Source organism: Nocardia iowensis, assembly GCF_019222765.1.
Classification (GTDB): Bacteria; Actinomycetota; Actinomycetes; order Mycobacteriales; family Mycobacteriaceae; genus Nocardia; species Nocardia iowensis.
This window is the reverse complement of sequence record NZ_CP078145.1, coordinates 3,955,579-3,981,171: the sequence shown is the minus strand read 5'-3', so window position 1 is coordinate 3,981,171 and position 25,593 is coordinate 3,955,579. Positions and strand designations below refer to the sequence as shown.

22 protein-coding genes are annotated in these 25,593 nt (G+C 65.3%); 8 read left to right on the top strand and 14 right to left on the bottom strand.

Annotated elements, in window-relative coordinates; translation table 11 throughout:
• Nucleotides 1-34 precede the first annotated feature (34 nt).
• Nucleotides 35-1,162, bottom strand: coding sequence for an acyl-CoA dehydrogenase family protein (locus tag KV110_RS18355; protein WP_246634621.1), 1,128 nt, complete (start codon nucleotides 1,160-1,162; stop codon nucleotides 35-37).
• Nucleotides 1,163-1,385: 223 nt separating this feature from the next.
• On the opposite strand from KV110_RS18355, the gene KV110_RS18350 reads away from it, so the two are divergent.
• Nucleotides 1,386-2,969, top strand: coding sequence for a flavin-containing monooxygenase (locus KV110_RS18350; RefSeq protein ID WP_218477517.1), 1,584 nt, complete (start codon nucleotides 1,386-1,388; stop codon nucleotides 2,967-2,969).
• A 4-nt stretch (nucleotides 2,970-2,973) separates the two neighbouring features.
• Here the strand turns inward: KV110_RS18350 and KV110_RS18345 are convergent, their stop codons facing one another.
• Nucleotides 2,974-4,251 (bottom strand): YhgE/Pip domain-containing protein, encoded by a 1,278-nt coding sequence (locus KV110_RS18345; protein WP_218478589.1) that lies wholly within the window; start codon nucleotides 4,249-4,251, stop codon nucleotides 2,974-2,976.
• Between the two features lie 179 nt (nucleotides 4,252-4,430).
• Entirely contained in the window at nucleotides 4,431-6,005 is a 1,575-nt protein-coding gene (locus tag KV110_RS18340) for a Na+/H+ antiporter (RefSeq protein ID WP_218477516.1), read from the bottom strand.
• A gap of 460 nt (nucleotides 6,006-6,465) precedes the next feature.
• On the opposite strand from KV110_RS18340, the gene KV110_RS18335 reads away from it, so the two are divergent.
• Nucleotides 6,466-7,569, top strand: a complete 1,104-nt coding sequence (locus KV110_RS18335; RefSeq protein WP_218477515.1) for a glutamate--cysteine ligase 2 — start codon at nucleotides 6,466-6,468, stop codon at nucleotides 7,567-7,569.
• A gap of 28 nt (nucleotides 7,570-7,597) precedes the next feature.
• On the opposite strand, the gene KV110_RS18330 is transcribed toward KV110_RS18335, so the two are convergent.
• On the bottom strand, nucleotides 7,598-7,972 hold the full coding sequence (locus KV110_RS18330) for a VOC family protein (protein WP_218477514.1): 375 nt from the start codon (nucleotides 7,970-7,972) through the stop codon (nucleotides 7,598-7,600).
• Nucleotides 7,973-8,149: 177 nt separating this feature from the next.
• Between KV110_RS18330 and KV110_RS18325 the strand changes: the two genes are divergently transcribed.
• On the top strand, nucleotides 8,150-8,965 hold the full coding sequence (locus tag KV110_RS18325; protein ID WP_218477512.1) for an SAM-dependent methyltransferase: 816 nt from the start codon (nucleotides 8,150-8,152) through the stop codon (nucleotides 8,963-8,965).
• A gap of 6 nt (nucleotides 8,966-8,971) precedes the next feature.
• Here the strand turns inward: KV110_RS18325 and KV110_RS18320 are convergent, their stop codons facing one another.
• The 7 genes from KV110_RS18320 to KV110_RS18290 all read right to left on the bottom strand — a co-directional run bounded on the left by KV110_RS18320 (nucleotide 8,972) and on the right by KV110_RS18290 (nucleotide 15,224).
• On the bottom strand, nucleotides 8,972-9,832 hold the full coding sequence (locus KV110_RS18320; RefSeq protein ID WP_218477511.1) for an alpha/beta fold hydrolase: 861 nt from the start codon (nucleotides 9,830-9,832) through the stop codon (nucleotides 8,972-8,974).
• A gap of 152 nt (nucleotides 9,833-9,984) precedes the next feature.
• The gene (locus KV110_RS18315) at nucleotides 9,985-11,214 is read right to left on the bottom strand and encodes a cytochrome P450 family protein (protein WP_218477510.1); all 1,230 of its coding nucleotides are present in this window, start codon (nucleotides 11,212-11,214) and stop codon (nucleotides 9,985-9,987) included.
• 10 nt (nucleotides 11,215-11,224) lie between these two features.
• Nucleotides 11,225-12,487: a cytochrome P450 gene (locus KV110_RS18310; RefSeq protein WP_218477509.1), complete on the bottom strand. Its 1,263-nt coding sequence runs from the start codon at nucleotides 12,485-12,487 to the stop codon at nucleotides 11,225-11,227.
• Complete coding sequence (locus tag KV110_RS18305) at nucleotides 12,484-13,089, bottom strand: GTP-binding protein (RefSeq protein ID WP_218477508.1); 606 nt, start codon at nucleotides 13,087-13,089, stop codon at nucleotides 12,484-12,486. Before KV110_RS18305 ends, KV110_RS18310 begins: the two co-directional genes overlap by 4 nt.
• On the bottom strand, nucleotides 13,064-13,420 hold the full coding sequence (locus KV110_RS18300; RefSeq protein ID WP_218477507.1) for a DUF742 domain-containing protein: 357 nt from the start codon (nucleotides 13,418-13,420) through the stop codon (nucleotides 13,064-13,066). Before KV110_RS18300 ends, KV110_RS18305 begins: the two co-directional genes overlap by 26 nt.
• The gene (locus KV110_RS18295; RefSeq protein WP_218477505.1) at nucleotides 13,417-13,842 is read right to left on the bottom strand and encodes a roadblock/LC7 domain-containing protein; all 426 of its coding nucleotides are present in this window, start codon (nucleotides 13,840-13,842) and stop codon (nucleotides 13,417-13,419) included. Before KV110_RS18295 ends, KV110_RS18300 begins: the two co-directional genes overlap by 4 nt.
• Nucleotides 13,842-15,224, bottom strand: a complete 1,383-nt coding sequence (locus tag KV110_RS18290) for an ATP-binding protein (protein WP_218477503.1) — start codon at nucleotides 15,222-15,224, stop codon at nucleotides 13,842-13,844. The genes KV110_RS18295 and KV110_RS18290 overlap by 1 nt, the downstream gene beginning before the upstream one ends.
• Before the next feature lie 734 nt (nucleotides 15,225-15,958).
• Here KV110_RS18290 and KV110_RS18285 point away from each other — a divergent pair.
• On the top strand, nucleotides 15,959-16,390 hold the full coding sequence (locus tag KV110_RS18285; RefSeq protein ID WP_218477501.1) for a type II toxin-antitoxin system Rv0910 family toxin: 432 nt from the start codon (nucleotides 15,959-15,961) through the stop codon (nucleotides 16,388-16,390).
• 38 nt (nucleotides 16,391-16,428) lie between these two features.
• Here KV110_RS18285 and KV110_RS18280 read toward each other — a convergent pair whose 3' ends face one another.
• Nucleotides 16,429-17,343, bottom strand: coding sequence for a LysR family transcriptional regulator (locus tag KV110_RS18280; protein WP_218477500.1), 915 nt, complete (start codon nucleotides 17,341-17,343; stop codon nucleotides 16,429-16,431).
• Nucleotides 17,344-17,486: 143 nt separating this feature from the next.
• Here KV110_RS18280 and KV110_RS18275 point away from each other — a divergent pair, with 143 nt between their 5' ends.
• Genes KV110_RS18275 through KV110_RS18265 form a run of 3 tightly spaced genes read left to right on the top strand, consistent with a single transcriptional unit; the run spans nucleotide 17,487 to nucleotide 21,027 of the window.
• Nucleotides 17,487-18,593 (top strand): tartrate dehydrogenase, encoded by a 1,107-nt coding sequence (locus tag KV110_RS18275; protein WP_218477499.1) that lies wholly within the window; start codon nucleotides 17,487-17,489, stop codon nucleotides 18,591-18,593.
• Entirely contained in the window at nucleotides 18,590-19,897 is a 1,308-nt protein-coding gene (locus KV110_RS18270) for a 2-hydroxycarboxylate transporter family protein (protein ID WP_218477498.1), read from the top strand. The genes KV110_RS18275 and KV110_RS18270 overlap by 4 nt, the downstream gene beginning before the upstream one ends.
• Nucleotides 19,894-21,027 (top strand): glycerate kinase, encoded by a 1,134-nt coding sequence (locus KV110_RS18265; RefSeq protein WP_218477497.1) that lies wholly within the window; start codon nucleotides 19,894-19,896, stop codon nucleotides 21,025-21,027. Before KV110_RS18270 ends, KV110_RS18265 begins: the two co-directional genes overlap by 4 nt.
• 12 nt (nucleotides 21,028-21,039) lie before the next feature.
• Here KV110_RS18265 and KV110_RS18260 read toward each other — a convergent pair whose 3' ends face one another.
• Both KV110_RS18260 and KV110_RS18255 read right to left on the bottom strand, forming a co-directional pair.
• Nucleotides 21,040-21,693 (bottom strand): class I SAM-dependent methyltransferase, encoded by a 654-nt coding sequence (locus tag KV110_RS18260; protein WP_246634750.1) that lies wholly within the window; start codon nucleotides 21,691-21,693, stop codon nucleotides 21,040-21,042.
• 388 nt (nucleotides 21,694-22,081) lie between these two features.
• The gene (locus tag KV110_RS18255) at nucleotides 22,082-23,461 is read right to left on the bottom strand and encodes a hypothetical protein (protein ID WP_246634620.1); all 1,380 of its coding nucleotides are present in this window, start codon (nucleotides 23,459-23,461) and stop codon (nucleotides 22,082-22,084) included.
• A gap of 374 nt (nucleotides 23,462-23,835) precedes the next feature.
• Between KV110_RS18255 and KV110_RS18250 the strand changes: the two genes are divergently transcribed.
• Nucleotides 23,836-25,581 (top strand): UvrD-helicase domain-containing protein, encoded by a 1,746-nt coding sequence (locus KV110_RS18250; RefSeq protein ID WP_246634619.1) that lies wholly within the window; start codon nucleotides 23,836-23,838, stop codon nucleotides 25,579-25,581.
• Nucleotides 25,582-25,593 lie beyond the last annotated feature (12 nt).

The window sequence follows — 25,593 nt, the reverse complement described above, 5'->3', positions numbered from 1 at the left end:
GCCCGTGCCGAGGGCGGCGGCGCGGTTCGGCCGGTTACTCTCCCTCCGGTACGCCGAGCACCAACCTGCCGATCTCGCCCGCGATCACCTCGGTCGAGTACGCCATCAACTGCCCGGCCTCGGCGTCGCGCAGGTGGCGTTGGATGGGTGACTGTTTGAGGTAGCCCGAGGCACCGCCTACCCGCACCCCCAGCTGCGCGACGTCCACCGCCACCTTGTTCGCGAGATACTTGGCCCGGGACAGGTTGGGAAAGAAGCTCGGCATCCCGTTGTCCGCCTCCCACAGCGCGCGCTCGTACAGCGCGTGGGCGGCCACCAGTCGGGTCTGCACGTCGGCGACCTCGTGTTGCACCCACTGCTGGTGCGACAGCGGCTTACCCAGAATCACCCGCGACTGTGCGTGCTCGACCAGCGCCGCGAGCGCCGCATCGGCGATGCCGAGCGAGATCGCCGGGAGCCCGGCCGGGATCACCGCGAAATCACCGAAACCCGGTGGCCTGCCACGGTATTCGGCGCACAGCAAGGTGTTGTCGAACGACAGCAGCTGGCTGCGCGTCGCCCGAAGGCCGAGCGTGTCCCAGATCGGGATGGTCGAGACCGTCTCGTCGGGGACGACGCCGAAGAACGCGGGCACGTCGTCCACGCGTGCGTTCACCAGCAGGTACTGGGCGATCTCGCAGCCGGAGACGAACCGCTTCGCGCCGGTGAGCGACCAGCCGCCCGCGACCGGAACGGCGTCCTGCTGGGGATTGAGAAACCGGTTCCCGCTGGCCGGTTCGGACAGTGCGTTGGCGAATCGCTTGCCCGCCAGGAACTCGTCTGCGAAGAACGAGCCGAGCGTCTCGCTGGTGAATTCCGCGAGCGCGACCCCCGCCCCGGCATGCATCGTCCAGATCGTCGCCGTCGACGGGTCGGCTTCGGCGAGAACACAAACCAGGCGCCCGAACGCCGCGTAACTCAACCCGAGCCCGCCTACCCGCTCGGGCAACACCGCCCGATCGACATCCGCGTCGTGTAGCGCCCGCAGATGTTCTACCGCGATCTCGGCCCGCTCGTCGTAGTCGGCCGCGACGGCACGAAACCCCGCCGCCAACTCGGCGACTCGATCGAGTACCTTGCGCTCGACCTCGCGGACCGGAACAGGAAACTGGGCAGTCGTCACGAAAGGCTCTCTGGTCGAAGGAGTTCGGGTGACATCGCGGTCGCCGGGCAACTCGCCGACCCAGGGTACGCAGAACCCGCGCCCGCCGAGAGGGGAACGGACAAGCCTGCCGCCACATCAGCGAACGCCAGGACGCTGCCTTCGCCGACCGGCTAATGACTTTCTGAGACAGTTTAGCTAATGTGGATTGTCAGACCCAGACAGATAGTGAAGAGGTAGGCGGATGGCGCAGGCGACGCGGGGGCGGAACGAGCCGAGCACGCCCGGCCACGAGGTGGTGGTGATCGGTGCGGGGCCGAGCGGGATCGTCGCCGGAATCAAGCTGAAGCAGGCGGGGATCGACGATTTCGTCATTGTCGATCGTGGCGGCGACCTCGGCGGCACCTGGCGCGACTACTGTTATCCGGGCATCGCGGTCGATGTGCCGGTGCCGTGGTATGAGTACTCGTTCGCTCGAAACCGGAACTGGTCCAGGATGTTTCCCGGTGGCGAGGAGATCAACGCCTATCACCGACGGGTGGCGCTCGAGCACGGGCTCGGTCCACACTTCCGGTTCCACACCGAGGTGGCGCGTCAGGTGTGGGACGACGGCGCACACCTGTGGCGGCTGACGCTCGCGGACGGCGGCGAGCTCACCACTCGGTTCCTGATCACCGCGGTGGGTGCGTTCGTGGACACGAACGATCCCAATATTCCCGGCACGGCCGAGTTCGCCGGTCGCGTTCTGCAGCCATCACGCTGGGACCCGTCCTACGACTACACCGGCAAGCGGGTGGCCGTGGTCGGCACCGGCGCCAGTGCGGTGCAGATCGTTCCGGGCATGGCGGGCAAGGTAAGTCGGCTGACCGTCTACCAGCGCACACCCTCGTACTGCTGGCCGCGACCGGACTTCCGGCTGCGTCCGTGGATGCAGACCGTGCTCAGTGCGCGCCCGGTCGGCCGGGCCATCGACGTGGGCAGCTTCGCCGTGCTCGACCTCGCGATCCTTGGCCTGACCAGATTGCCGAACTCGGTGATGGCCCGTGGGATGCGGGCGGCGGACTGGGGCACCAAACGCGCTTACCGCGCCTATCTCCGTTTGGTTCTGGACGATCCAGCGTTGCGTAGGTCGCTGGCACCGAGCTACGGGTTGCTCGGCAAACGGCCGACCGCGTCGAATGCCTACCTGCAGGCGTTCCGCCGCGAGCACGTCGAGTTGGTGACCGACTCGATCGAGCGAATCACCGCGCGCGGCATCGTGTCCGCCGATGGCGTGGAACGCGAGTTCGATGTGATCGTATTGGCTACCGGCCAGCAGGTTTTCAGCGATCCCGAATACTACAAGCCGGGAATGATCCTCGGACGCAACGGCTTCGACCTCGGCACCTTCTATGCCGAACACGGACTGCAGGCGTACGAGAGCTCCGCCGTGCCCCGCGTCCCGAACCGCTGGATGATCTCCGGCCCGTACTCGTGGGGCCATTCGCTGCACCCGATGGCGGAGAACGTCGCGATCCACGCGGCCCGCGCGATCGCCGCGGCCCGCCGCACCGGTGCCACCCTGGTCGAGGTCCGCAAGGACGTGCACGACGCGTATCACGCCAAGGTGCTCGACCGCGGCGAGAACCTGCACTACTACTTCAAAGATCTCAACCGCGGACTGCGCACCTACTACCTCAACTCACAGGGCCAGATGGCCGCGGTCCGCCGCACCAGCAACCTCGCCATGCTGTGGCGCAGCGTCCGGACCCCGCTGGCCGCCTACCGGTGCGAAACACTGACAGCACAACAAGATTCGGCTCGGCAAAAGGCCCGGATCACCGCCTGAGGCGCTACTCCACTGCCGGACGACCGGTTCCCGTGCGCCGCAAGCCTTTGTAGTCGTAGAAGCGGGTGATCACGGTACCGAGGACAAGGCCGATGACCAGACCGAGTGCCGCCATCCAGACGCCCCTGGTGAGGCCGGCCGGACCGCTGGCATCGAAGTAGAGAATCGACCGGACGCCGAGGAACACCTGGTGCATCGGCTCGAAGGAGGCCAGCCAGTCGAAGTATTTCGGCGTCGCCTCGATCGGCACGGTACCGCCGGACGAGGGCAGGCCGAGAATGATGAACAGGATCAAGTTCACCAGCAGGCCCGCCGAGCCGACGGCGGCAAGCACCGACAAGCCCGTGATACCGACGGCGATGATGGCGAAGGCGCTGAAGAGGAACAGGCCCAGCGGATGGTCGATCGGCATGCCGAGCGCCTTTGCGACCAGAAGGAACACTCCCGCAACGACATTCGCGGTCACCACCATGACACCCCACTTGATCAACAGGGTGTGAAATCGCGAAATGGGTGTCGGCGGAAAGTGCACGAACCAGGGCCCGTATTCGGTGGGCACAAAGCCGAGCTGGGCATCGATCATCGTATGAATGGTCATCGAGCCGACCAGCCCGGCCAGCAGAAGCAGCAGCGCGTAGAAGAACGCGGTGAGGCCCTGGCCGGTGCCGCTTGGCAGCGGATGGAACGGTTCGACGACGATCTGCAGCGGTTCGGCGAGGGCCACCCGGGTGGCTCCGCTCAGTTCGGGGGCGGGCGGCCCACCGGGCGGCGGCGTCAACTGAGTCTTCACCTGCTCGCTGAGCTGCGCGCCGACCTGCTTGTTCACCTGGTCCAGCGCCTGGGTACCGATCCGATTGACGATCTCGGTGACGAAGGCGCCGCTGCGTGGATTGGTCTGCAAGGTGATGATCGGGCGCTCGATGTCACCGGGGATCACGCTGCCGACGCCGAGGATGCCCAGCCGTTTGCTGAAATCGCTCGGAATCACGATTGTTCCGTACACCTTGTTGTCCTGCATCCGCAGCGACGCCTCGTTCACCGCGACGATCTGCAAGTCGATCTTGTCGGCGGGGATGGCCTTCTTCAGCCCCTCGGTCACCTGGTCGCCGAAGTTGACGCGCTGCTCCTGCCCCGGCGCGCCGAGGGTTTCACCGACGTCCTGATTGACCAGTGCGATCGGAAAGTCGTGCATGTTCTCTTCCGGATCGACCACATAGTCGAGATACATCGTGCCGAGCAGGGCCATGAACACAGCCAGGATCGCCACCGGCACGAGCCACATGCGCGGCCCGAGGCGACGGTCCGATCGACCCGTTTCCGTGCTGTCGGTAGTCACGGTTTCGGACGGTAGCAGCTGAGCGGACGGGGATTCGGGAGCTTCGCCGGGCCGGTTGCCACAAGTATGCGAAGACGGTACGACACGAGCCTCGACGACCCACCTCCACCGAGCAGCCCAAGTCGCTAAGGCGACCGCAAGTCGAGGCGGCGCATCACCCGGTCGACCAGATCCGGCGGCACACCCGGTTCCCGTCGCGCGGCCATGGCCTCGACGCGCCCGGCGGCCAGCACTTCCTGATCGATCCGGCTGAGCTTGCGGTGGAGCGAGAAACTCCGCTCGGCGGCCGCCTCGACGTCGTCGGCCGCTTCCGGATCGGCTCGGGCGAGCCGTCTTTCGATACCGACGCGCAACCGGTCGTAGACCTCGTCGGGCAGTTCCTCGGTGCGCGCTACCTCTCGCAGACGCGTGAGCTCCGCCCGCAGAATGCGGGCCCACAACTGCCGCTCCATGGTTCGCTCGGCTCCGGTGTCGGCGCGAACCCCCGTCGCGCGCACCACGAGCGACAGCGTGGGCCCCTGGATCAGCAGGGTGAACAGCACCAAGGCGAAGGCGGTGAACAGGATTCCGCTGCGCCACGGGAACGGCGCGCCCGACTCGGTGGTCAGCGGCACGGCCAAGGCCAGCGCGACCGTGGCCACGCCGCGCTGACCGGCCCACCAGGTGACCATGGTCTCCCGCCAGGTGTACGGCTCGTCGGCCTCCCGGCGCCGCCACCAGGGACCCAACAGCGCCCAGGTCGCCATCAACCAGACGAGCCGGACGCCGACGACGGCGCCGATCACCGCGGCCGAGACCCCGAGGAAGCGCGGCCAATCCGGCCCCGCGTCGCGCAGCGCGGTGGCCAGCTCCAAGCCGATCAGACCGAAAGCGATTCCGGTGACCAGCATTTCGACGATCGCCCAGAACGAGTCGCCGACCAACCGGTAATCGCTGTCGCCGAAATCGGTGGCCGCTTCGGTCAGATACAGCGCGGACACCAGCACCGCGAGCACCGCCGACCCGGCCAAGGCGTCGGCCAGCCGGTAGGCCGCGAACGGCAGCGCCAGGCCGAGCGCCACCTGCCACGCTGCCTCGTCCAGCCGCCGCATCAGTCGACTGCCGCCCCAGCCGAACACCAACCCGACCGCACCGCCCACCACCGCGGACAGCACGAAATCCAGCGCCGCCGACCACGCGGAGAACTGGCCGGTGACCACCGCCTGCACCGCGATGCCGTACAGCACGATCGCGGTGACATCGTTGAACAGCCCCTCCCCTTCCAGCACCGCGACCAGCCTGCGCGGCAGCCCGAGCCGACCGGCCAGCGCGCCGACGGCCACCGGGTCCGGCGGCGCGACCAGTGCACCCAGCACGAACGCGACCGCGAGCGGCACCGCCGGATGCCACAGATGCACCACCACCGCGACCACGACCGCGGTGGCGACCACCAACCCGACCGCTTGCAGCGCGATCGCGGTCCAGTTCTGCGCGAACGTCCGCCACGAGGTGCGCCTGGCCGCGGCGTACAGCAGCGGCGGAAGCAACAGCGGCAGAATCAGATCCGGCGCCACCCGCACCTCGGGCACCGCCGGGATCAAGGCGAGCACGCAGCCGAACACCGTCATCAGGACGGCCGGGGCGACGCCGAGCCGCCGACCGAGCGGCTGGGCGAGGATCGTGCCGAACAGCACGAGAAACGGCAGCTCCAGATGATTCACGCCAACGCAGTCTGCAGCGCGGGCCTGAGAATCACTGAAACTCTTGCTGATGATCTCGCCCCAGTTTCGCGCAGGCGACTACCTGCGGCGAGATCGCGCTGTCCAGCCGCGCCTTTCAACGCAGATACAGGGACGCCCCGCAACGCTGGCGCAAGCTGACAGTGCGGTGAACCAGATGTCCGGTGGACGTCCGAGCCATCGCCGTTTGGGTGCGCGACACCGCGGCAATCTGGTGCTTACGACGCAGTTCCCTGAGGTGGTGAAAGGAGAGTCCGATGATTATCGGGATGGTTAGCCACTGGGTTCGTTTGATGCTCGATGTGATCGGCATTTGACCCGGCGAGTCAATCACGTGCTAGTGCGCGGAGACCCGCGGGACCGCTCGGCCTCGCGGTGTCTCCACCCGCGCCCATGAAGTCGCAGGACGCGTACGACCTCGATCGATGGGTAATCTAGCGCCATGGACGCAGACTCGGTGACCGTCGGCGTCGAGGAAGAATTCCTCCTCGCCGATCCCGAAACCGGTGCACCCGTCGCGAAGAATGTCGAGGTCGCCCGGACCGCCGCCGAGCTCGGCGTAGATCTCCAACTCGAACTCACTCGCTGCCAGGTGGAGACCAGTACCGGCGTCCACACCAATTCCTCGGAATTGGCGCAGGAACTGCGTAACCTGCGATGCAGTATCGCCACCTGTGCCGAGAAGAACGGCGCCCAGCTGCTCGCGGTGGCCATTCCACCGACCGTGCCGGACAAGTTCCCCGTCACCGATACCCCGCGCTATCAGCGAATCGCCGAATCTTTCGGCATGCTCGCCCATGAGCAAGGGTTGTGTGGCTGCCATGTCCACGTCGCGGTGCCGGACCGCGACACCGCCTTGCAGGTGAGCAACTTCCTGCGACCATGGTTGCCGCTGTTCTTGGCGCTGACGGCGAACTCGGCGATCTACCGCAGCGCCGACACCGGCTATGCCAGTTGGCGCAGCATTCTGTGGCGGCGCTGGCCGAGCGCGGGCCCGCCGCCGTATTTCGAATCGACGCAGGACTATGACGCCATGGTCGCGATGATGCTGTCGAGCGGCAGCATCCTCGACAAGAAGATGGTGTACTGGGACGTCCGGCCCTCGTCGAGCTTTCCCACCGTGGAGATCCGGGTCAGCGACGTACCCGCTACGGTCGAGGAGACCGTGCTGCTCGCCACGCTGGTCCGGGCGACTGTGATGACGGCTCGAATGTCCTTGGCGCAGAACCGTTCCGCACCGGCGGTCGGCGCCGAGGTAGTGCGCGCGGCATATTGGAAGGCGGCGCGCACCGGCCTCGACGGCGACGCGGTGGACCCGCTGTGCGGACGCATCGTGCCGGTTCGGGACCTGATCGCCGAGCTCATCGAGTACGTGGGTCCGGCACTCGACGAGCTCGGTGACCGGCAGCTCGTCACCGACTCCCTCGCCGCGATCCTGGCTCGAGGCAACGGAGCTATCCGGCAGCTCAACGCTTTTCGAGCCCGCCACGACGTCGATGATGTCGTCGCGGAGCTGGCGGCAGCCACCTTGGAAGGCTGCCGCTGACCCCTGCGGCTACAGCCACATGAGACCGCTACAGCCACATGAGACAGAAGATGTGGCCCACCGGATCCGCATAGACCCGGAATTGATCATTGTCGTTGGCTTGCACCAGTTTTGCCCCGAGGGCGAGTGCCTTGGGTTCGGCTTCCTCGATGTCGTCGACCAGCACATCCAAGTGGATCTGCTGGGACGCTTCAGGATCGGGGAAATGCGGCGGCTTGTATTCGGGCGCTTTTTGAAACACCAAACGCCTTCCGTCCGGATCGACGGTGACGACCCAGGTGTCGTCCTGGTCGTCGGTCACTTCGGCGCCGAGCAACCCGACGTAGAACTCGGCGAGCTTGCGCGGCTCCGGGCAATCCAGCACCACGCTGCGCAGGCGTCCGACAAAGCTGCCTGATGTCATGGGAAACCTCCTTCGATCAGCACCCTCGTCGGCTACCCGGCGCAGACGGCGGGCAAACACCCTCGTGCAACGATGAAACATGTTGTGGTCAAATCAGACTCGCTGATACAGGGCGCGCGCTTGCGCCCCAAGCCTTCTACGATATGACCCACAGCCCAAGCACACGGGGGTATGGCCATGACCGACCTGACGCACGTGATCGACCAATCCAAACCGAGTATCGCCCGGGTATACGACTATCTGCTCGACGGCAAAGACAACTTCGTCGTCGACCGGGAGATCGGTGACCACTTCAAGAACAATTTGCCCGGCTCGGTGGCGATCGCCTTCACCAACCGGCAGGCGCTGGTCCGCGCCGTCCGCGACATCGCCCGCGCAGGCGTGCGCCAATTCGTCGACCTTGGCAGCGGACTGCCGACCGCCGACAACGTGCACCAGGTCGCGCAGCGCTACGCGCCCGACGCCACAGTGGCCTACGTCGACAACGACCCGATCGTGCTCGCGCACGGCCGCGCGCTGCTGGCCACCGACCACAACACCACCGTCATCCAAGCCGATCTCCGCGATCCGCGTTCGATCCGCGAGGACCCCGAGGTGGTCAAGATGATCGATTTCGACCAGCCGGTCGCCATCATCTTCAGCGCCATCCTGCACCACCTCAACGACGACGAGGACCCGGCCGGGGTGGTGCGCTACTGGTCCGGACAGCTGTCCAGCGGGAGCCTGGTCTACATCTCGCACTTCCGCTCGGGCCACAACCCGGAGACAACGGCCGCGGAAGAAAAACTCCAGTCCACCTTCGGGCGCGGTCGCTGGCGCAGCGACCAGGAAATCGAGGCTCTGTTCGGCGACCTGGAAATTCTCGAACCCGGCATCGCGCCCTGCGCGGCCTGGCGGCCGGACCCGAAACCGTCCGACGGCATCGGAACGCCGGACCGCGAATTGACCGTCTGGGAACAGCTGATCGTGGCGGGCTTGGCACGCAAGGCCTGACCGCACTCACCTCAGGCGCGCGAGGAAGTCCCGGATCAATCGCACCACCTCGTCCAGATGAGTTTCGAGCAACCAGTGGCCGCCGTCGAGGATGTGCAGTTCGGCGCCGGGATGGTCGCGGTGATAGGCGCGCGCGGCCTCTTCGGGCATGTACCCGTCGTGGCGGCCCCACACGATGAGCGTCGGCGGGCGGTGCGCCCGCAGATAGTCCTGCTGTTTTGCGAACCATTCGAGCGTATGACGTTGATCGGCGAGCAGATTCACCAGATTCGCCCGGCGCTCGGGCGTGTCCGTCACCGCCAAGGACAGCCGCCACAAATCGGGGCTGACCCGGTCGACGAGATGGTCGGGTAGTTCGCCGACGAACTCGTCGCGGAAACCTTCCTCGGTCACCGCGGCGGCGAGCGTTGCCCGGCCCTCCTCGGTCGGGTTGTCCCAGAATAGTTTCAGCGGAGCATATTTCGGGCCGTGCTGGTCTTCATAGATGTCACCGTTCTGGATGATGAGCCCGGCAACCCGTTGCGGCGCGTCCATCGCCAGCCGCAGCCCGAACTGGGATCCGTAGTCGTGCAAGTAGATGACGTATTCGGTGAGTTCGAGTGTCTCGGTGAACTGGCGAAGGAACGCCGAATAGCCGTCGAAGGTGTAGGAGAAGTCCGCAGGGGCCGCGCTGTAGCCGAAGCCGGGTAAGTCGGGGGCGATCGTGCGCCATCGATCGTCGAGCGCGGGCATCAGGTTGCGGAATTCGAACGACGACGACGGATACCCGTGCGGCAGCAGGACTACCGGGCCGTCAGCGGGCCCGGCTTCGCGATAAAAGGTGTCGATGCCGTCCACCGTGGTCCACCGATGCCGTGTGCTCCCCATCCAATTCCTCCCTCGCGTCGTGCTCGCCGTCGATCCATCGATCGTGATCGACTACTTCCCTACTCGCACTACCCACGAGCCCACGAGCGAAAACGACGCCGAAAACGACTGTGCCCCTGGCTCGTCAGCCAGGGGCACAGGTGTTGGGGGAACTACTCTGTCGGTTCCAAGATCATCGGCAGTTTCCCGTGACCGTTCGAGATGAAGCTGACCACGGTCCCCAGCTCCGCCGGGTCCGCCGCCAAGCGCATGTTCGGGAACCGCGCGAAGATGGCGGGCAATGCGATCGCCGCCTCGAGCCTGGCCAGTGGTGCACCGAGGCAGTGATGTACGCCGTGACCGAAGGACAAGTGGTCCTTGGTAACCCGGGTCACGTCGAACTCGTCGGCAGTCTCGCCGTGCACCTTCGGGTCCCGGTTGGCGGCGGCGTAGGAGGCGAGAATCGGGTCACCCTTGGGGATCCGAACACCCTCGATGTCGATGTCGTCGACCGCGAACCGCAGCGGCAGATGCGCGACCGGAGCCTCGAAGCGCAACGCCTCCTCGATCAGATCCGCCCAGCCGACCTTGCCCTCGAGCACCGCGGCCAGCTGCTCGGGCCGGGTCACCAGCGCGTAGATCGCCTGATCGAGCAGGTTGACCGTGGTCTCGTGCCCCGCGCTGATGACGAGCAGCAGCGTGTCGATCAGCTCCTGCTCGGTCAGCTGCGAGCCGTCGTCCTCGTCGCGGTGCGAGATCAGCAGGCTCGTCATGTCGTCGCCCGGCTGCTCGCGCCGGTAGGCCACCAGCTCGCCGAGGATGCGGTACATCTCCATGTAGTTGGCTTGCGACTGCTCCGGGCTGAGCGAGGTGTCGAAGATGCCGTCCACGCACGTGCGCAGACCGGCATTCAGCGATTCCGGCACACCCATCAGTTCGGAGATGACCTGAATCGGCAGCGGGTACGCGAAGCCTTCGCGCAGGTCGACCACCTCGCCGGCCGGGGTGGCGGCGAGCTCGGCGATCAGCCGCTCGGTGATCGCCTCGACGCGTGGACGCATCGCCTCGGTGCGCCGATGCGTGAACGCGGGCGCCACCAGCTTGCGCAACCGCCGGTGGTCGGCGCCGTAGGCGGTGAACATGTTGTTCACCGCGACCCAGAGGAACAGCGGCCAGTCCTGCGGCACTTCACCGTTGGCGAAGGCGGGCCAGTGCTGCCTGGCATCCTTGGACACTTTCGGATCGATCAGCAGGCGCTTGAGCAGATCGGCGTCGGTGATCGACCACGCGCGCACCCCGCCGGGCAACTCGACCAGGGTCGCCGGACCGCGCTCCCGCAGGCGCGCGGACTCGCCCTGGATATCGGTGCCCGTCGGGTCCAGAACTAGGGGCTCAGTGTCCATCGGAGTCTCCTTAAAACACGTTCAACGGTGGTGACTTGGGGAAGACTACGGGGAGGGACACCAGAGCGCGATGGAAAGGTCCTGGCCGCCAAGACAATTCGTTCGCAGCCACAGCAAGATCCAACTCGGGCAATGCATCGAGAAGCTGATCGATGGCGTCCTGCACGATCAGGTATGCCATCGACCTGGCCGGGCAGGCGTGCGGCCCGACGCTCCATGCCAGGTGCGAGCGATTGTCCACGTACTCCCCGACGCTGATCGAGGGGTCGTTGTTACAGCCGGACATGCTGATCACGACCGGCTGGTGCGCTGGCAGCCAGACGCCGTCGATCAGGACCGGTTGCCGGGGATAGGACACGCAGTAGTTCGCCATCGGCGGGTCGGTGAACAGCACCTCGTCGAGCGCGTCGCGGGTCGAAAGGCTGCCGCCGAGAACGTTTCCCGCGAACCGGTCGTCGGTGAGCATCAGCAGCAGCGTATTGACGATCAGATTCTGCTGCGGCTCGATGCCAGCGCCGTACAGCGTCACCAGTTGGTGGATCATCTCCACGTCATCGAGCTTGGCGGGATGCGCGAGCAGTCGTGAGGTGATGTCGTCACCCGGCTCGTTCCGCTTCAGGGTGACCAGGTCGAACAGCGCGTCGGTGAGCATCGCGTTGCCCTTGTCGGCGTTGACGCCCTCGAAGATCGCGGCCATGCCGGACGCGACCTGCTGGCCGATTTCCGGCGGGCAGCCGAGCGTGGCGTTGAGCACCGCGAAGGTGAGCGGAAACGCGTACTGGCTGATCAGGTCTGCCGCGCCGTCCTGACAGAACGCGTTGATCAGCGGGACGGCGATCCGCTCGACGGTGGCGTGCAGGCTGTGCAGGTCGACCTCGGCGATGGCGGCCACGTTGGCCTGCCGGTAGCGAGTGTGTTCCAGGCCCGCGCTGCGCAGCGCGTTCGGCCGCCACTCCAGCATCGGCAGGATCGGGCACTCACCGGGCACACCCTTTTGCCAGGTGCGCGGATCGGCTGGAAAATGCTCGGGGTCATTGAGGATCCGCAACGCGGTGTGGTAGCCGATCACCAGCGTGGCTGGCACGTCCGGCGCGATGTTCACCGGTACCAGCGAGCCGTATTGGCGCCGCATCTCGCGGTAGGCGTGGTGTGGGTCCGCCGCGAATTCCTCGGAGTACAGCGATACCCGGGGGCCATCGGTATCGATCGGGGATCCGTGCTGGACGGGGCAGCGGGCGGGTGCGGAGTGGGGCGCGGACGAAGGCGTGGTCAAAGACGTGACTCCAGACGATGGAACAGGAATTCGACGAGCGTGATCAGGGACCGCAGGCACGTGCCTCTATCACGTGCGTCCAAGGAGGTGAGTGGGGTGTCGGGTGCGAGGTCCAGGGCGTCGCGGACCTCGCCGAGCGGAAAGTTCTTGGCGCCCTCGAACTGGTTGACCGCCACCGAATACGGCACGCCGCGCTCCTCGAGCACGGAAAGCACCTCATCGGACTTCTCGATGCGTCGGGTATCGACCAGCACCAGAGCGCCGAGCGCGCCGCGGGCCAGCTCTTCCCATAACGGGACGAACCGCTGCTGGCCCGGCGTGCCGAACAAGTAGAGCGCGAGCTGCGGGCTGAGCGTGATGCGGCCGAAATCCATCGCCACGGTCGTCTGGGATTTGCCGGGCAGGCCTGCCATGTCGTCGACGCCGACGCTGGCCTCGGTGATGGTCTCCTCGGTGCGCAGTGGCTTGATTTCCGAGACGCTGCTCACGAAGGTCGTCTTGCCGACCCCGAAATTGCCTGCCACCAACAGCTTTACGGAACGGGTAACGGTCTCCGGCACATAGTCGACTGGGCGATCAGACGGCGAGAGCACGGAGCCCATTGAGTACCTCCTCCAGCAGAGCAATCTCCGGCAGGTTTTCCGCCGGGGTAGGCGTGGTCAGATGGCCGCTGTCCATCAGGTCCGCCGTGATGATCTTCACGACGGACGGCGGCAGGTCCAGGTACGCGGCGAGTTCGGCGATCGAGAGCGCACCACGGCGGCTACAGAGATTCATGACCCGGCGTGCATCGGGTGCGGCACCCGGGGATGGGTCCTTGGCGGCGGCGCGGACCAGAGTGACCAGGTCCAACTCGCGAGTGGGACGGGTACGTCCCCCGGTGCGCACGTATGCCCGAACCAGATCGGGATCACGCCGGGACCGTGATGTCATGGCAATTCGCCACCATCAACACGCCTGCGCGGCTGGCTCCCCAGCTCGTGTCCGACCCGACCGGCGAGTTCGTTCATCCGGTGCGCGATGAGTGCCACGTCGATCTCGGTGGTGGTGGCGACGCCCAATAGCGCGCCCTCACCCGCGGCGGTGATCAGGATCATGCCCTGGTCGTATTCCGTCATGTTCTGCCGCACACCGTTGTTCCCGTCGCCGCAGAACTCGCCGAGTGCCTTACCGAGGGACCGCAGGCCCGACGCGGCGGCGGAGAAACGCTCGGCCTCGTCGCGTTCGATACCGGCGGAGTGCGCGATCCGTAACCCGTCCTCGGAGAGGAGAACCGCGAATCTGACTCCCGGGACATTGAGATCTTCGAGTAGCCACCCCAGCTTGTTACTGCTGTCGGTCACCGGTACAGCCATCAGGATGTCATCCCTTCCGTGTGATCGGACTGATCGGAGGCGGCGGCACGGCCGCTCTTGGAGCCGTTGTGCCAGGCGGCGGCGATGTCGGGCCGGGCGAGGCCGGGTTCGGTGCGCGGACCGACCGGTGCGAGCGCGACCGTTCTGCGACGGCGCTTCGGTAAGCCACCGCTGGTGATTTCGTGCACGGCGAATGCCTCACTCTCGCTTGGCTCTTCGCTCTGCGGTTCGCTCACCGGAGCGGGCGCCGGCGTGGGTTCGGCGACGATCTCGCGGGACGGCGCGACCTCCTGGCCGGGCTGCGGGGTCATCAGCAGGGCCTCGGGGATGTAGACCATCGCGCGCATGCCGCCGTAGACGTTCGGGCCGTCGATGTAGACGGTGAAGCCGTAGCGACGGGCCAAAGCGGCGATGCCGGGGAAGCCGACCTTGGGTGAGGGCCCGAGCTGATGGATGTCGACCGAGCGCTCGTGCGCGAGCACCTGCCTGGCCTCTTCCATCTGCTCGGCATTCATCCGCACGCCCGCGTCGTCGATGATCACGGTGACGCCGTGGTGCCCCTCTTGGAAGCTCACATCGACGAAAGACGTCGGCGGCGAATAGCGCAGCGCGTTGTCGAGCAGGGTGGCCAGGGTGTGCACCAGCGGCTCCACCGCACGGCTGATCACCACCCGGTCGAGCTGGTTGGGGCGCACCCGCAGGTAGTCGCGGACGCGGCCGACCGCGCCACCGACCACGTCGGTGAGCGACTGGGCGGGCCAGCGGCGGCCGGGCAGGCCACCGCAGACGATCACATAGGACTGCGCCTGGCGGATCATCTGCTGCACGGTGTGGTCGATCCGGGTGAGGGTTTCGTACACCTCGTCCTTGCGGTGCTCGCGCAGCGCGGCACTGACCACCTGGCTGACGTCGGCGCCGAGACTGACCACCGAGGTGCCGAACGACCGCACCGCCGCGCTGGTCGCCTGTCGCGACGCGGTCGACACCTCGGTGCGCACCGCGTCCTCGGCGGCCTTGATCGCCTGCTGCGCCTCGTGGTTGGCCTGCTCCCTGGTCTCGGACCGTAGCAGGCTCAGGTCGTCGGCATACCGTTCGGCGATCCACCGCAACACCTGGGCGAGCCGCGAATTCTCCAAGGCAGGCGGCATTTCGACGGTGGGAGCTTTGCCATCGAAGCGTCTGATCGACTCGGCTACCGCGGGAATCGTGGTAGTCGCGAAGCGTTCGACGGCTTCCTCGGCGGCGCGCTGCTCGTTACCGAGTGCCTCGGCCCTGGCTCGCTGTTGTCTCGCGTACTGCACTGCGTACAACGCCACCGCTATGGCAACTACGAGAGCGGCGGCGAGGATCCATGAAAGCACCACGGCGATATCTTGATTCATCAGTTCTTTCGTCGTCGATTGGCGCCGAGGAAACGACTCTCCGTCATCGTGCTTCGTCTCGCCTTCCTCGCGACGCCGACCATGCACAACCCTGGTCGGATCTGGTCCACGTCGGAGGACCGGAAACCCGATAGACACCGACGAGGCCGACCAGCTCTTGCCTCACAGTGCCCACGGGGCAGGCGATTTCACGGTCTATCGCCGACCGAACGGATCGTGTCCGAACGGTTACCAGAACCCGACGTTCCGACATTAGCAGCAAAGCAACCAAGTCTCGCCAGATCCACTCACCTTATTGCGTTTGCAGGCAGGAGATGCCGAGTGCCGCCGGGTGCGCAATAATGCTGCGCCGCTGGCGATCACGGCCGCTAGCCACACGGTGACCAGGGGCGTTTCCGATGTCGAGATACAGGACACATCATCCGATCAGGTTGCGCCGTTGCATATCACGTGCGTCGTGTCAACCGTGCCTATCGCGGTGCCGATCCGTCGCGCGGCGGCAACAGAGCATCCGGGTCAGTCTCCGGCCGGAAGTTTGCTGGACCGTCCAGTCTGTTCTAGTCGGAATCACTCGGGTGATCGGCGCCGGTGCGGGCGCAGCGGTTGCCCGTGAGTCGCCCGGCGCGGTCGGAGCCGTACCGGCAGCGCGCTCGAGCGCACCACCACGTGGGGAAGTCGCCCACGTCTTCCAGCGCCAACTAGGGCGAACCCCGGGTACCGGATACTATGCGGCCATGGCAAAGCTGAAGGTCTCCGTCGATGTGCCGATCTCTCCCGAGGAAGCGTGGTCACATACGTCCAATCTCGCCGACCTCGACAAGTGGCTGACGATGCACGAAGCGTGGCGGAGCGAGATTCCCGATCAGCTGACCGTCGGCACCCAGCTTGTCGGCGTTGCCTCGGTAAAGGGGCTGCGCAACCGCGTGACCTGGACGGTGAAGGCGGCCGAGGCACCCCGCCGACTGCTGCTGACCGGTGCGGGTAAGGGCGGCACCAAGCTCGGCCTCGAACTGCTGGTCGCGCCGAAGGGGACGGGCTCGGAGGTGACCGTCGATATCGAGCTCGGCGGCAGGCCGTTGTTCGGCCCGATCGGCGCCGGTGTCGCGCGTGCGGTGAAGGGCGATATCGAGCGTTCACTGGATAAGTTTGTCGCACTGTACGGCTGAAACACACTGCGCCACAGGTGTTTCCGCTCGCGTGGCGCTCAGTCCGGCCGACCGTCGATTCGCTGACCCAACCCGGCCTTCAGGTGGTCGATGACGGCACGGGTGCGCCGCGGTAGTGGCGCGGCGGCGGCATACACCGCGGAGATGTCCGCGCTCGGCGTATCGACTTCGGGCAATATCTGGACGAGTGAGCCGTCCCGCAATAGCGGGCCGACCTGCCAGAGCGACCGCATCACCAGGCCTCGGCCGTCCAGGCACCAGCGGGTGATCACGTCACCGTCGTTGCTGATCAAGTTGCCCGCCACCCGGATCGAGATCTCCTTGCCCGCGCTCTCGAATCGCCACAGCGCATAGTCGGACTCGTTCTCGCGCAAGATGATGCAGTTGTGTTGTTCGAGCTCTTTGAGATTCGCGGGCGCACCGTGCCGACGCACGTATTCCGGTGACGCGCACACCACGCGGCGGTTCACCCACAGCCGGGTCGCGGTCAATCGCGAATCCTGCAACGCGCCGACCCTGATGTCGATGTCGAAGCCGGTGCCGCCGATATTGAGCGGCAGCGCCGAAAGCTCCAGATCCACCTGCACTTCCGGGTGCCGATCGACGAAATTCGCGACGAGCGGCGCGATATGGGCCCGGCCGAGACCGATCGTCGACCGGATATGTACCCGGCCGCGCAGGTCGTGGCGCTGCCCTGAGATCGAGTCTTCCAACTCCGCGAGTTGGGCCGCGATCGACGAGGCGCCCGCAGCGTAGCGCTCCCCCTCCGGCGTCAGCGTCAGCCGCCGCGTGCTGCGCTGGACCAGCAGCACGCCGAGCCGGGCCTCCATCTGCGCCAGTCGTTTACTGACCGAGGACACCGAGATACCGAATTCGCGGGCCGCTTCGGTCAGGCTGCGCGAACGGGCGACGATGTCGAAGAATGTGACGTCGTCGGTGGACGCACCGTACACGGCGACCTCCTCGTCTTTTCCACTCCGGAAAGAGTATCTTTCTCGTTCCTATCTTTTGCCGCGGAATGTCCGAGCCTACCGTTGTGACCGACCCCATGACAACGGAAACCGGGGCGCTATCAAGAAGATCGGAGCACGCGACGATGGGTGCAACTCACCGAATTGCGGTCATTCCAGGAGACGGTATCGGCAAAGAAGTCGTGCCACAGGGAGTTCGAGTGCTGGAAGCCGCAGCGGCCGCATTCGATTTCACCCTGGATTTCACCGAGTTCGGCTTCGCGAGCGCGGAATACTATTCCGCCACCGGAAAAATGCTGCCGGACGGTTGGTTCGACGAGCTGGCCGGTTTCGACGCCATCTTCTTCGGTGCCGTCGGCTGGCCCGAGACCGTCCCGGACCACATTTCGCTGTGGGGCAGTCTGTTGCAGTTCCGGCGGCACTTCGATCAGTACGTGAGTTTGCGACCGGTCCGGCTGCTCGCGGGTATCAGCAGTCCGCTCGCGGGCCGGCTACCTGGTGATGTCGATTTCTACGTGGTCAGGGAGAATACCGAGGGCGAGTACTCGAGCATCGGCGGCAAGATCTTCGAGGGCACCGAGCGGGAAACGGTGATCCAGGAGACCGTGATGACCAGGACCGGCGTCGATCGAATCCTGAAGTACGCCTTCGAACTCGCCCGGCGGCGGCCGAAGCAACACCTCACGTCGGCGACCAAGAGCAACGGTATCTCCATCTCGATGCCCTATTGGGACGAACGTGTCGCCGCGATGGCGCAGAACTATCCCGAGGTCGATGTCGACAAGTATCACATCGACATTTTGACGGCCAATTTCGTCCTGCATCCGGACTGGTTCGACGTGGTCGTCGCGAGCAATCTTTTCGGCGACATTCTTTCCGATCTCGGGCCCGCCTGCACCGGGACCATCGGCATCGCACCGAGTGGAAATATCAACCCCGAACGACTGTTTCCGAGTCTTTTCGAACCGGTGCACGGCTCTGCTCCCGATATCGCCGGGCTTGGAATCGCCAATCCGATCGGTCAGATCTGGAGCGGGGCGATGATGCTCGAGCATCTGGGCGAACACACCGCCGCGGCCGCCGTGTTGTCCGCCGTCGAAACGGTGCTCTCGCGAGACAAGTCGGCCATGACGCCCGATATGGGCGGGTCCGGAACGACGGAATCCCTTGGCGGGCAGGTGCGCACGCAGCTCGCGTCCGCAGCATCGATGACCGGCGTGAGCCGATCATGAAATTGCAGGCACGGCCCGAGCGATCGTTCACGTTGCCGACCCTCGACGGCATCCCGCTGATCGTTCCGATACTCCTGACCGCCGGGGTGCTCGCCGCAGGTCTCTTCGACGCGATACCGGAGAACATGATCGGCGGGCTCGCCGTGATCGTCGGGCTCGGCATGCTGCTCGGCCCCTTGGGCAATCGGCTTCCGGTGATCTCGAAGATCGGCGGTGGGGCGTTGGTCTGTCTGATGGTGCCGTCGATCCTGGTGTACTTCGGGGCGTTCAATTCGAACACGTTGGCGGCCGTCACCGTCTTGATGAAACAGGCGAACTTCCTCTACTTCATCATTTGCACCTTGGTGGTCGGCAGCATCCTGGGCATGAGCAGGAAGGTGATGATCGGTGGTCTGATCCGCATCTTCCCGCCGCTGGTGCTCGGCACATTCGTTGCTGTCTCGGTGGGGATCGGCGTCGCCATGGCATTCGGGTACGGGTTTCATCGGGCGCTGTTCTACATCGTGGTCCCGATCATCGGGGGCGGCATCGGCGAAGGCGTCATTCCCCTTTCCTCCGCGTACGCGTCTGCGTTGGGCGGGCAGCCGGAAAGCTATGTCGCGGAGCTCATTCCGGCGGCGATTGTCGGGAATATCGCCGCGGTGATCACCGCGGGCCTGTTGCGCAGGCTCGGTGATCGCCGACCACAGCTCGACGGTGGGGGCCAGTTGGTGAAGGTGCCCGCATCCGAGACCGCTGCGGTGGCTCCGGTTCCGCACCCCGACCTGACCGCGCGCACCCGCAACCACGCACTCGGCGTCCTCATCATCTGCGGTCTCTTCGTGCTCGCCACGCTGCTGGAGCGGTTTGTCGAGTTGCCAGCACCGGTGCTGGTGATCATCATGTCGGTCCTGTGCAAGCTGTTCGGGGTCTTCCCCACCGTGGTCGAGGACAGTGTGCGCGGCGTGTACACGGTGATCGCGCGACACTTCATCTATCCGACGATGATCGGTCTCGGCATGCTGTATCTGCCGCTGAAGAACATCATCGGCGTGCTCTCGGTGGGTTACGTGGCGGCCTGCGTCGCCGTCGTGTTGTCGATGGCGGCCACCGGGTTCTGGGTCGGCCGGGCCATCGGTATGTATCCGGTCGACGCCTCGCTGGTCACCGTGTGCCACAGCGGGCTCGGCGGAACCGGTGATGTGGCGATACTTTCGGCCTCGAACCGGATGAATCTGATGCCGTTCGCCCAGATCTCGACCCGGATCGGCGGCGTGACCACCGTCATTTCGGCGGCCGCGTTGATCAGGGTGCTGGAAGCATGAAGGTGCTCGTCGCTCCCGACAAATTCAAGGGAAGCCTGACCGCAGCCGAGGTCGCTCATCATCTCGCCCTTGGTCTTTCGAGGTCCGGTGTGGACAGTGAGCAGCTTCCGCTCGCGGACGGCGGCGACGGCAGTGTCGATGCCGCCGTCGCCGCCGGGTTCGCCGGTCAGACGATCACCGTCGCGGGGGCGACGGGGTTACCACGTCGCGCACGGATGGCGGTCCGCGGTGACACCGTCGTCGTCGAGGTCGCGAATACCTGCGGACTCGCGACCCTGCCCAGCGGGCGTATGCATGCGCTCGATGCGTCGAGTCTCGGTCTGGGACACGCCCTTCGGCAAGCGCTGCGACTCGATCCGCGACGTGTAGTGCTTGCCCTGGGTGGCAGTGCGAGCACCGACGGAGGTATCGGTCTGCTCACCGCCTTGGGGTTCCGCTTCATCGACGAGACCGGACGCATCTTGGCGCCGAGCGGTCGGGCTCTGCTCGACATCACTTCGATCGAGGTCGCACGGGCGGTATGCCTTTCCTCCGTCGGATTGGTAGTCGCTGGTGATGTGACCAATCCGCTGACCGGGCCGGAAGGAGCGCCCGCCGTGTACGGGCCACAAAAGGGCGCTGACCTGACGGCAATACATCTGCTCGATCGGGGTCTTCATCACTTGGTGGAGGTGTTGTCCCGCAACGGTTTTCCCGAAGCCGCCGACCTCGCCGCCAGTCCCGGCGCTGGCAGCGCGGGTGGGATCGGGTTCGCCGCTATGCTGCTCGGCGCTCGCATGACCTCCGGTGCCGAGTATTTCCTCGACCTGCTCGACTTCGACCGCCACCGCGCGGAAGCAGACCTCATCGTCACCGGTGAGGGCTGCCTCGATGCGCAGTCCGAGCGCGGCAAGCTACCCGCGGTCGTCGCCCGCCGGGCCGGGCCCGTCCCGGTCGTCGCCGTGGCAGGGCGCAATGAGATCCCCCGAAAGTATTGGTCTCGCACAGGGTTCGCCGAGATATACGCGCTGTCGGACTACACCGACCGCGATACCGCGGGCGACCCGGCGCTGACCGCCGACCTGCTCGTCGATATCGGCCACCGGATCGGCTTGACGCGGGCTGGGAGGCCCGTGCGCCGTCGGCGGTAGCGAGTTCCTCACTCAGCTCGCGAGATCGGCTGTGACCAGCCGGTATCCGAGGTCCAGGGCGGGCCGGTCGGTCAGGTCCGCGTAGCGAGCGGGCCATGCGCCGGACTCGAGATCTTGCCGTAGCCGCGACAGGCCTGGTTGCAGTAGGTGTTTCGCGGTCAGGGCCAGCATCGACATACCGGCTCGGACGGTTTCATCGAGGTAGGCTTCAGGCCTGCGCCAGTACGCGCCCCCGAAGCCGTCGACGCAGTCGTGCGGGACCGGGACCGGTTGTATCTCAGGGTTTTTCAGTAGCACAGTGAGTCTCTCCAGCGGGACAGCAAGTTTCGCATCCGTCGCCGCCGCGGCGGGCAGATAGTCCCGCACCAACCAGAACTCGCGGAAGACCGCATGATCCCAGGTAAGAATCACAATGCGGCGCCGGGCAACTCGGATCATCTCGGCGACCCCGCACGCCAAATCGGACCAGTGGTGGATGGTGAGCACCGCAAGGGCCGCGTCCACCGATCCGTCGCGAACCGGCAGGTGCTCCGCGGTCGCCCGAACCGCGGACGCGGCCCCCGGCGGGCGCTGGCCGATCATCACCTGACTAGGTTCTACCGCTAGCACCGTCCGACCCGGCTCATACGAACCGGTACCCGCGCCAACATTCAGCACCGTGCCCATACCACGCAACGCACCATCGATCATTGCGCCGATACGCGGATCAGGCCGCCTAGTCGCCGCATACGTCCGACCCGTCGCGTCGTAAACAGTCACCGCAACGCCCGCTCACACCCGGCCCCGCAACCACTGATCATCCTGACGCTGCTGGTCGACATGTTCGGACACTATCGCGCCCGTCGCCCCACAGGCCGCCCTGGTACCGGAAGCAAACTGCGGCCCAGGTCCGGCAGTCTCAGCCACCCATACCAAGCAGCTGCACCAGGCGGTGGCCAGCAGGCATTCCCGCGCATTGCGGAGTTCCCTTCGGCGAAGGCGACGCGGCGGCAGGGTTGGTGCCCCTGCCCGCCGCGCGGAGCGGACCGGCTTCAGAGCCGTGCGTACTGGACACCTATCGCAAGTATCCGTGGGTAACGAGCGCGGCCTCGAGCGCGGGATAACTGTAGTAGTCACCCTCTTCTTCCATTTCCTGTACGCCGGAGAGGAACTCGGCAAAGGGCTTGGCGCGACTCTGGCCCAGATGCGCCGTATGTTGGAGAAGGCGTACTGCGATTTCCGGCATTTCGCTTGCACGACGGCACTGCACGTTGGTGCACCAGTTCTCGAGCGCTGTCGCCAGGATGTCGACAGTCAAAAATGGAGCGTGCTTGATGAGGAGCCTTCCAGCTTGTTCGCCCGTGCGGAACGACCACGCTTCCTTGATGAACTCGAGAACCGAAGGAAGGAAGTATGGATCAGGACGCGCGGCAATTACCACGGCCATACGGTCGATCCATGGCAGGTCCTCGAACCGCTGCTCCAAGCCCGGCAACCCCTCGCGTGCGTCCCGGCTCCGCACCACCGCAAGGCCTGCAGCGAGATCGCGCGGGAAGGCTTGCCCTTCAGCAACTGACGAGGGTGCGTCGAGCAGGCCGAGCAACCGCGTTGCGAGGGCACGGTCGACGGAGCTCCAGAAGTAGTCGTGATCACCGAGACGCCCAAGAGTGCGCAACTGCGTCGCGCCATCCAGCGTCCGAAATCGTTCCTTTTGCTTGGCTACCGCCGCTCGCACGGATTCTCGGTCACGTTGGGCAAAAGCATCGAGAGCCACGGCCATGCGGTCTGCGTAGTCCGCGGCAGATAGCTGGCCTGGCGTGTCGATTTCGAGTACCGCGTGCTTCGCCGCAAGGTTGACTATCGTCTGCTTTGTTGCCGATCGAACTCGGTCGAAGAATGTGGCCTGGATATACGGAACGGTCGGCACAAAGGAGGGGTCGTCTATATATGCAGCCAGCCCACTCACCACCTTGCGGCCCTGCACGGGCGGGTGAATGAGCAATGTGGTCAGCGCGACCGCCAGATGCCCGCGGGCGACCTCCGGTCGGGGCTCATATACGTCGTCCAGTGTGCGCAAGGACGGGTGGACACACAGGTTCCGGTCTTCGCGGATACGCTCCAACTCGCGTAGGCCGATCGAATCGATCAGCTCGAACTCAACCGCGTTGGCAAGCAGGGACGATTCGATGCTCTGCATCGCGCGCACCCCATCGCGCTGCAAACCCTTACTCTGCGCTGCGGCGATACTGTTCCGGAAGGACACCGCCTTGTTGTCGCCGTCGTCTGCCAACCAGACAAGTTTGGTAATGATGTCGGCAGTGACAGCTGTCCAGGTTGCCGCTATGCAGGCGCGGATTGCGCCCGCGTTGTAGCACCGCCAGGCGTCCTCGGCAAGCAATCGGACGTCAGGGCTCCACACCTGTCCGACAAAGGTTTCCAAGTCGGCCAATCCCACATCCCCCTTTGCCGCAAGAGTCGGCGGCAGCAGTCCAAGCGTGCGGACACATGTTGAATCAGACTGTCACGGAGTGTAATTCACGATCGTCCCGCGCGTCCTGAGCTACGCTGAGTTCGACCGATGACCGCTGTAGTCGGTTGCCGCCAGGCATGAGGGGGAACTTCATGAGTGATATCAATCGCGAACGGCGTCGCGCTTGGGTCGAGCAGCAGCTCGCCAGGCTGCCTGGACTGACCGCCAAACACCGCCTGTTCCTGTCGGTCCCGCCAATGGAGTCCCGGTGGCACCTCCTCATCGATAGTGGCATACCGTTTCCGCCACAGGATCGTCCAGCAGGGTTCGCCATCGGTCCGAGTGGCGTATTCGCACTTGTGTTCGTCGACGCCATTCCCGAGACGACTCACCTGAGCCGGATACGGACAAAAGCAGAAGAAGCCATCGCGGGAGTCACGTACGGTCGCCGCAAGTACGTCCCGCATATGCTCGAGGTGATGCTGCTCATGGAGCAGGCAGTCAACACCGGTGTGCAGGAGCGCTTCCTGGCCGTAGATCCGATCACGATGCGCCGGACACTCCTGGCGCAGGAGACCGGGCTATCACCCAAACATGCTCGCTACATCGCTACGGAGTTGGCTGGCCGCAGCCGCAGATACACACTGATTTCCACCGACAATGCCCCGGCAGCCGAACCGGTCTCCGCCGAGGGGCTCTTTGCCACAGCTGAGCTGCACGAAAGCAAGCGCACCAAGATTTTGGCCAGACCATTCCAGGAGTGGATGACCTTTCTCGATGACGACCAACTCGATCTCGTACACCGAAACTTCAACGGCCCGGCGAGGTTGAGCGGGCCGGCTGGAACAGGTAAGACGGTTGTCGCACTGCATCGAATGGCCCGATTCGCGAAAAATAATCCTGGTCCGCTGCTGTTCACCAGCTTCGTCAAAACCCTTCCTGGCTACCATCGCTCGGGGTTCCTGCGGCTGGCCCCGCTCGCAGCCGACCGGGCCGCGTTCGTCGGGCTACATGCTTGGACTACTCGGTTTCTCAAGGACCGCGATGTCGCATTCACCCTCAACACCACGGCAGCCGAAGACGCGTTCAGCCGGACCTGGCAGACAGCACGGCGAGTTGTCGGCACTATCGAAGCTAGCCCGTCCTACTGGCGGGAAGAGATCGACCGCGTGATCAAAGGACGTGGCATCACTACGCTCGACGAGTACAAGCGCATCGACCGCACCGGCCGCAATCGAATCCGTCTCGACGGAGCACGCCGCGAAACCGTTTGGAAGCAGCTGTACCAGCCCTACCGGCAACGCCTGCAAGAGCGCGATGCGCACGACTTCAACGACATCATCGCCAAGGCGATCGAAGAACTGGATGCCCACCCGCTGGACGAACCCTTCGGGCTGGTCGTGGTCGACGAGGTCCAGGATTTCACCCTGATGGAACTCCGACTAGTCCACCGCATCGCCGGAGGGCGAGCTGACGCTCCACTACTCCTTGTCGGGGACGGCCAACAGCAGGTGTACCCCGGCGGCTGGCGGCTGTCCGATGCCGGCATTCCTATCAAGGGACGCGGGGCAGTGTTGCGCGTCAACTACCGCAACCGCTCAGCCGTGCACGACTACGCCAAGCGCATCGACGCCAGCAACACCGTCGACGACCTCGACGGGGAACCGGGCTTCGTGTTACGGGACACCGAGATCGTCTTGCCCGGTGGCTACGCCGCCGCAGAACCCGTCCGCCGCAAAGAAGTCGGGGCAAAGCTGGTGGAAGCAATCACTGGTTCCCGCGTCCCTTGGTCCGACATCGCGGTGATCACCATGACGAACAGAGAAGCCGAGCGCTATATGACAGTTCTCGCTCGCGCTGGAATCAGTGTCATGCCGCTGGACAAATATGACGGCTCCCACCAGGACGCAGTAAAGGTCGGCACCGTTCACCGAGCCAAGGGAATGGACTTCGCAGCGGTCTTCCACACGACCGAGATTCCGACAAAGACCGCCGACCAACTCACGGACGGCGAGCGGGACCGAGCGGACCTTGCCGCTCGACAAACCATGGTTGCTCTCACTCGCGCCCGCGACTACATCTGGGTCGGACTGATCGAAGACTGAAGCTGGCTGAGT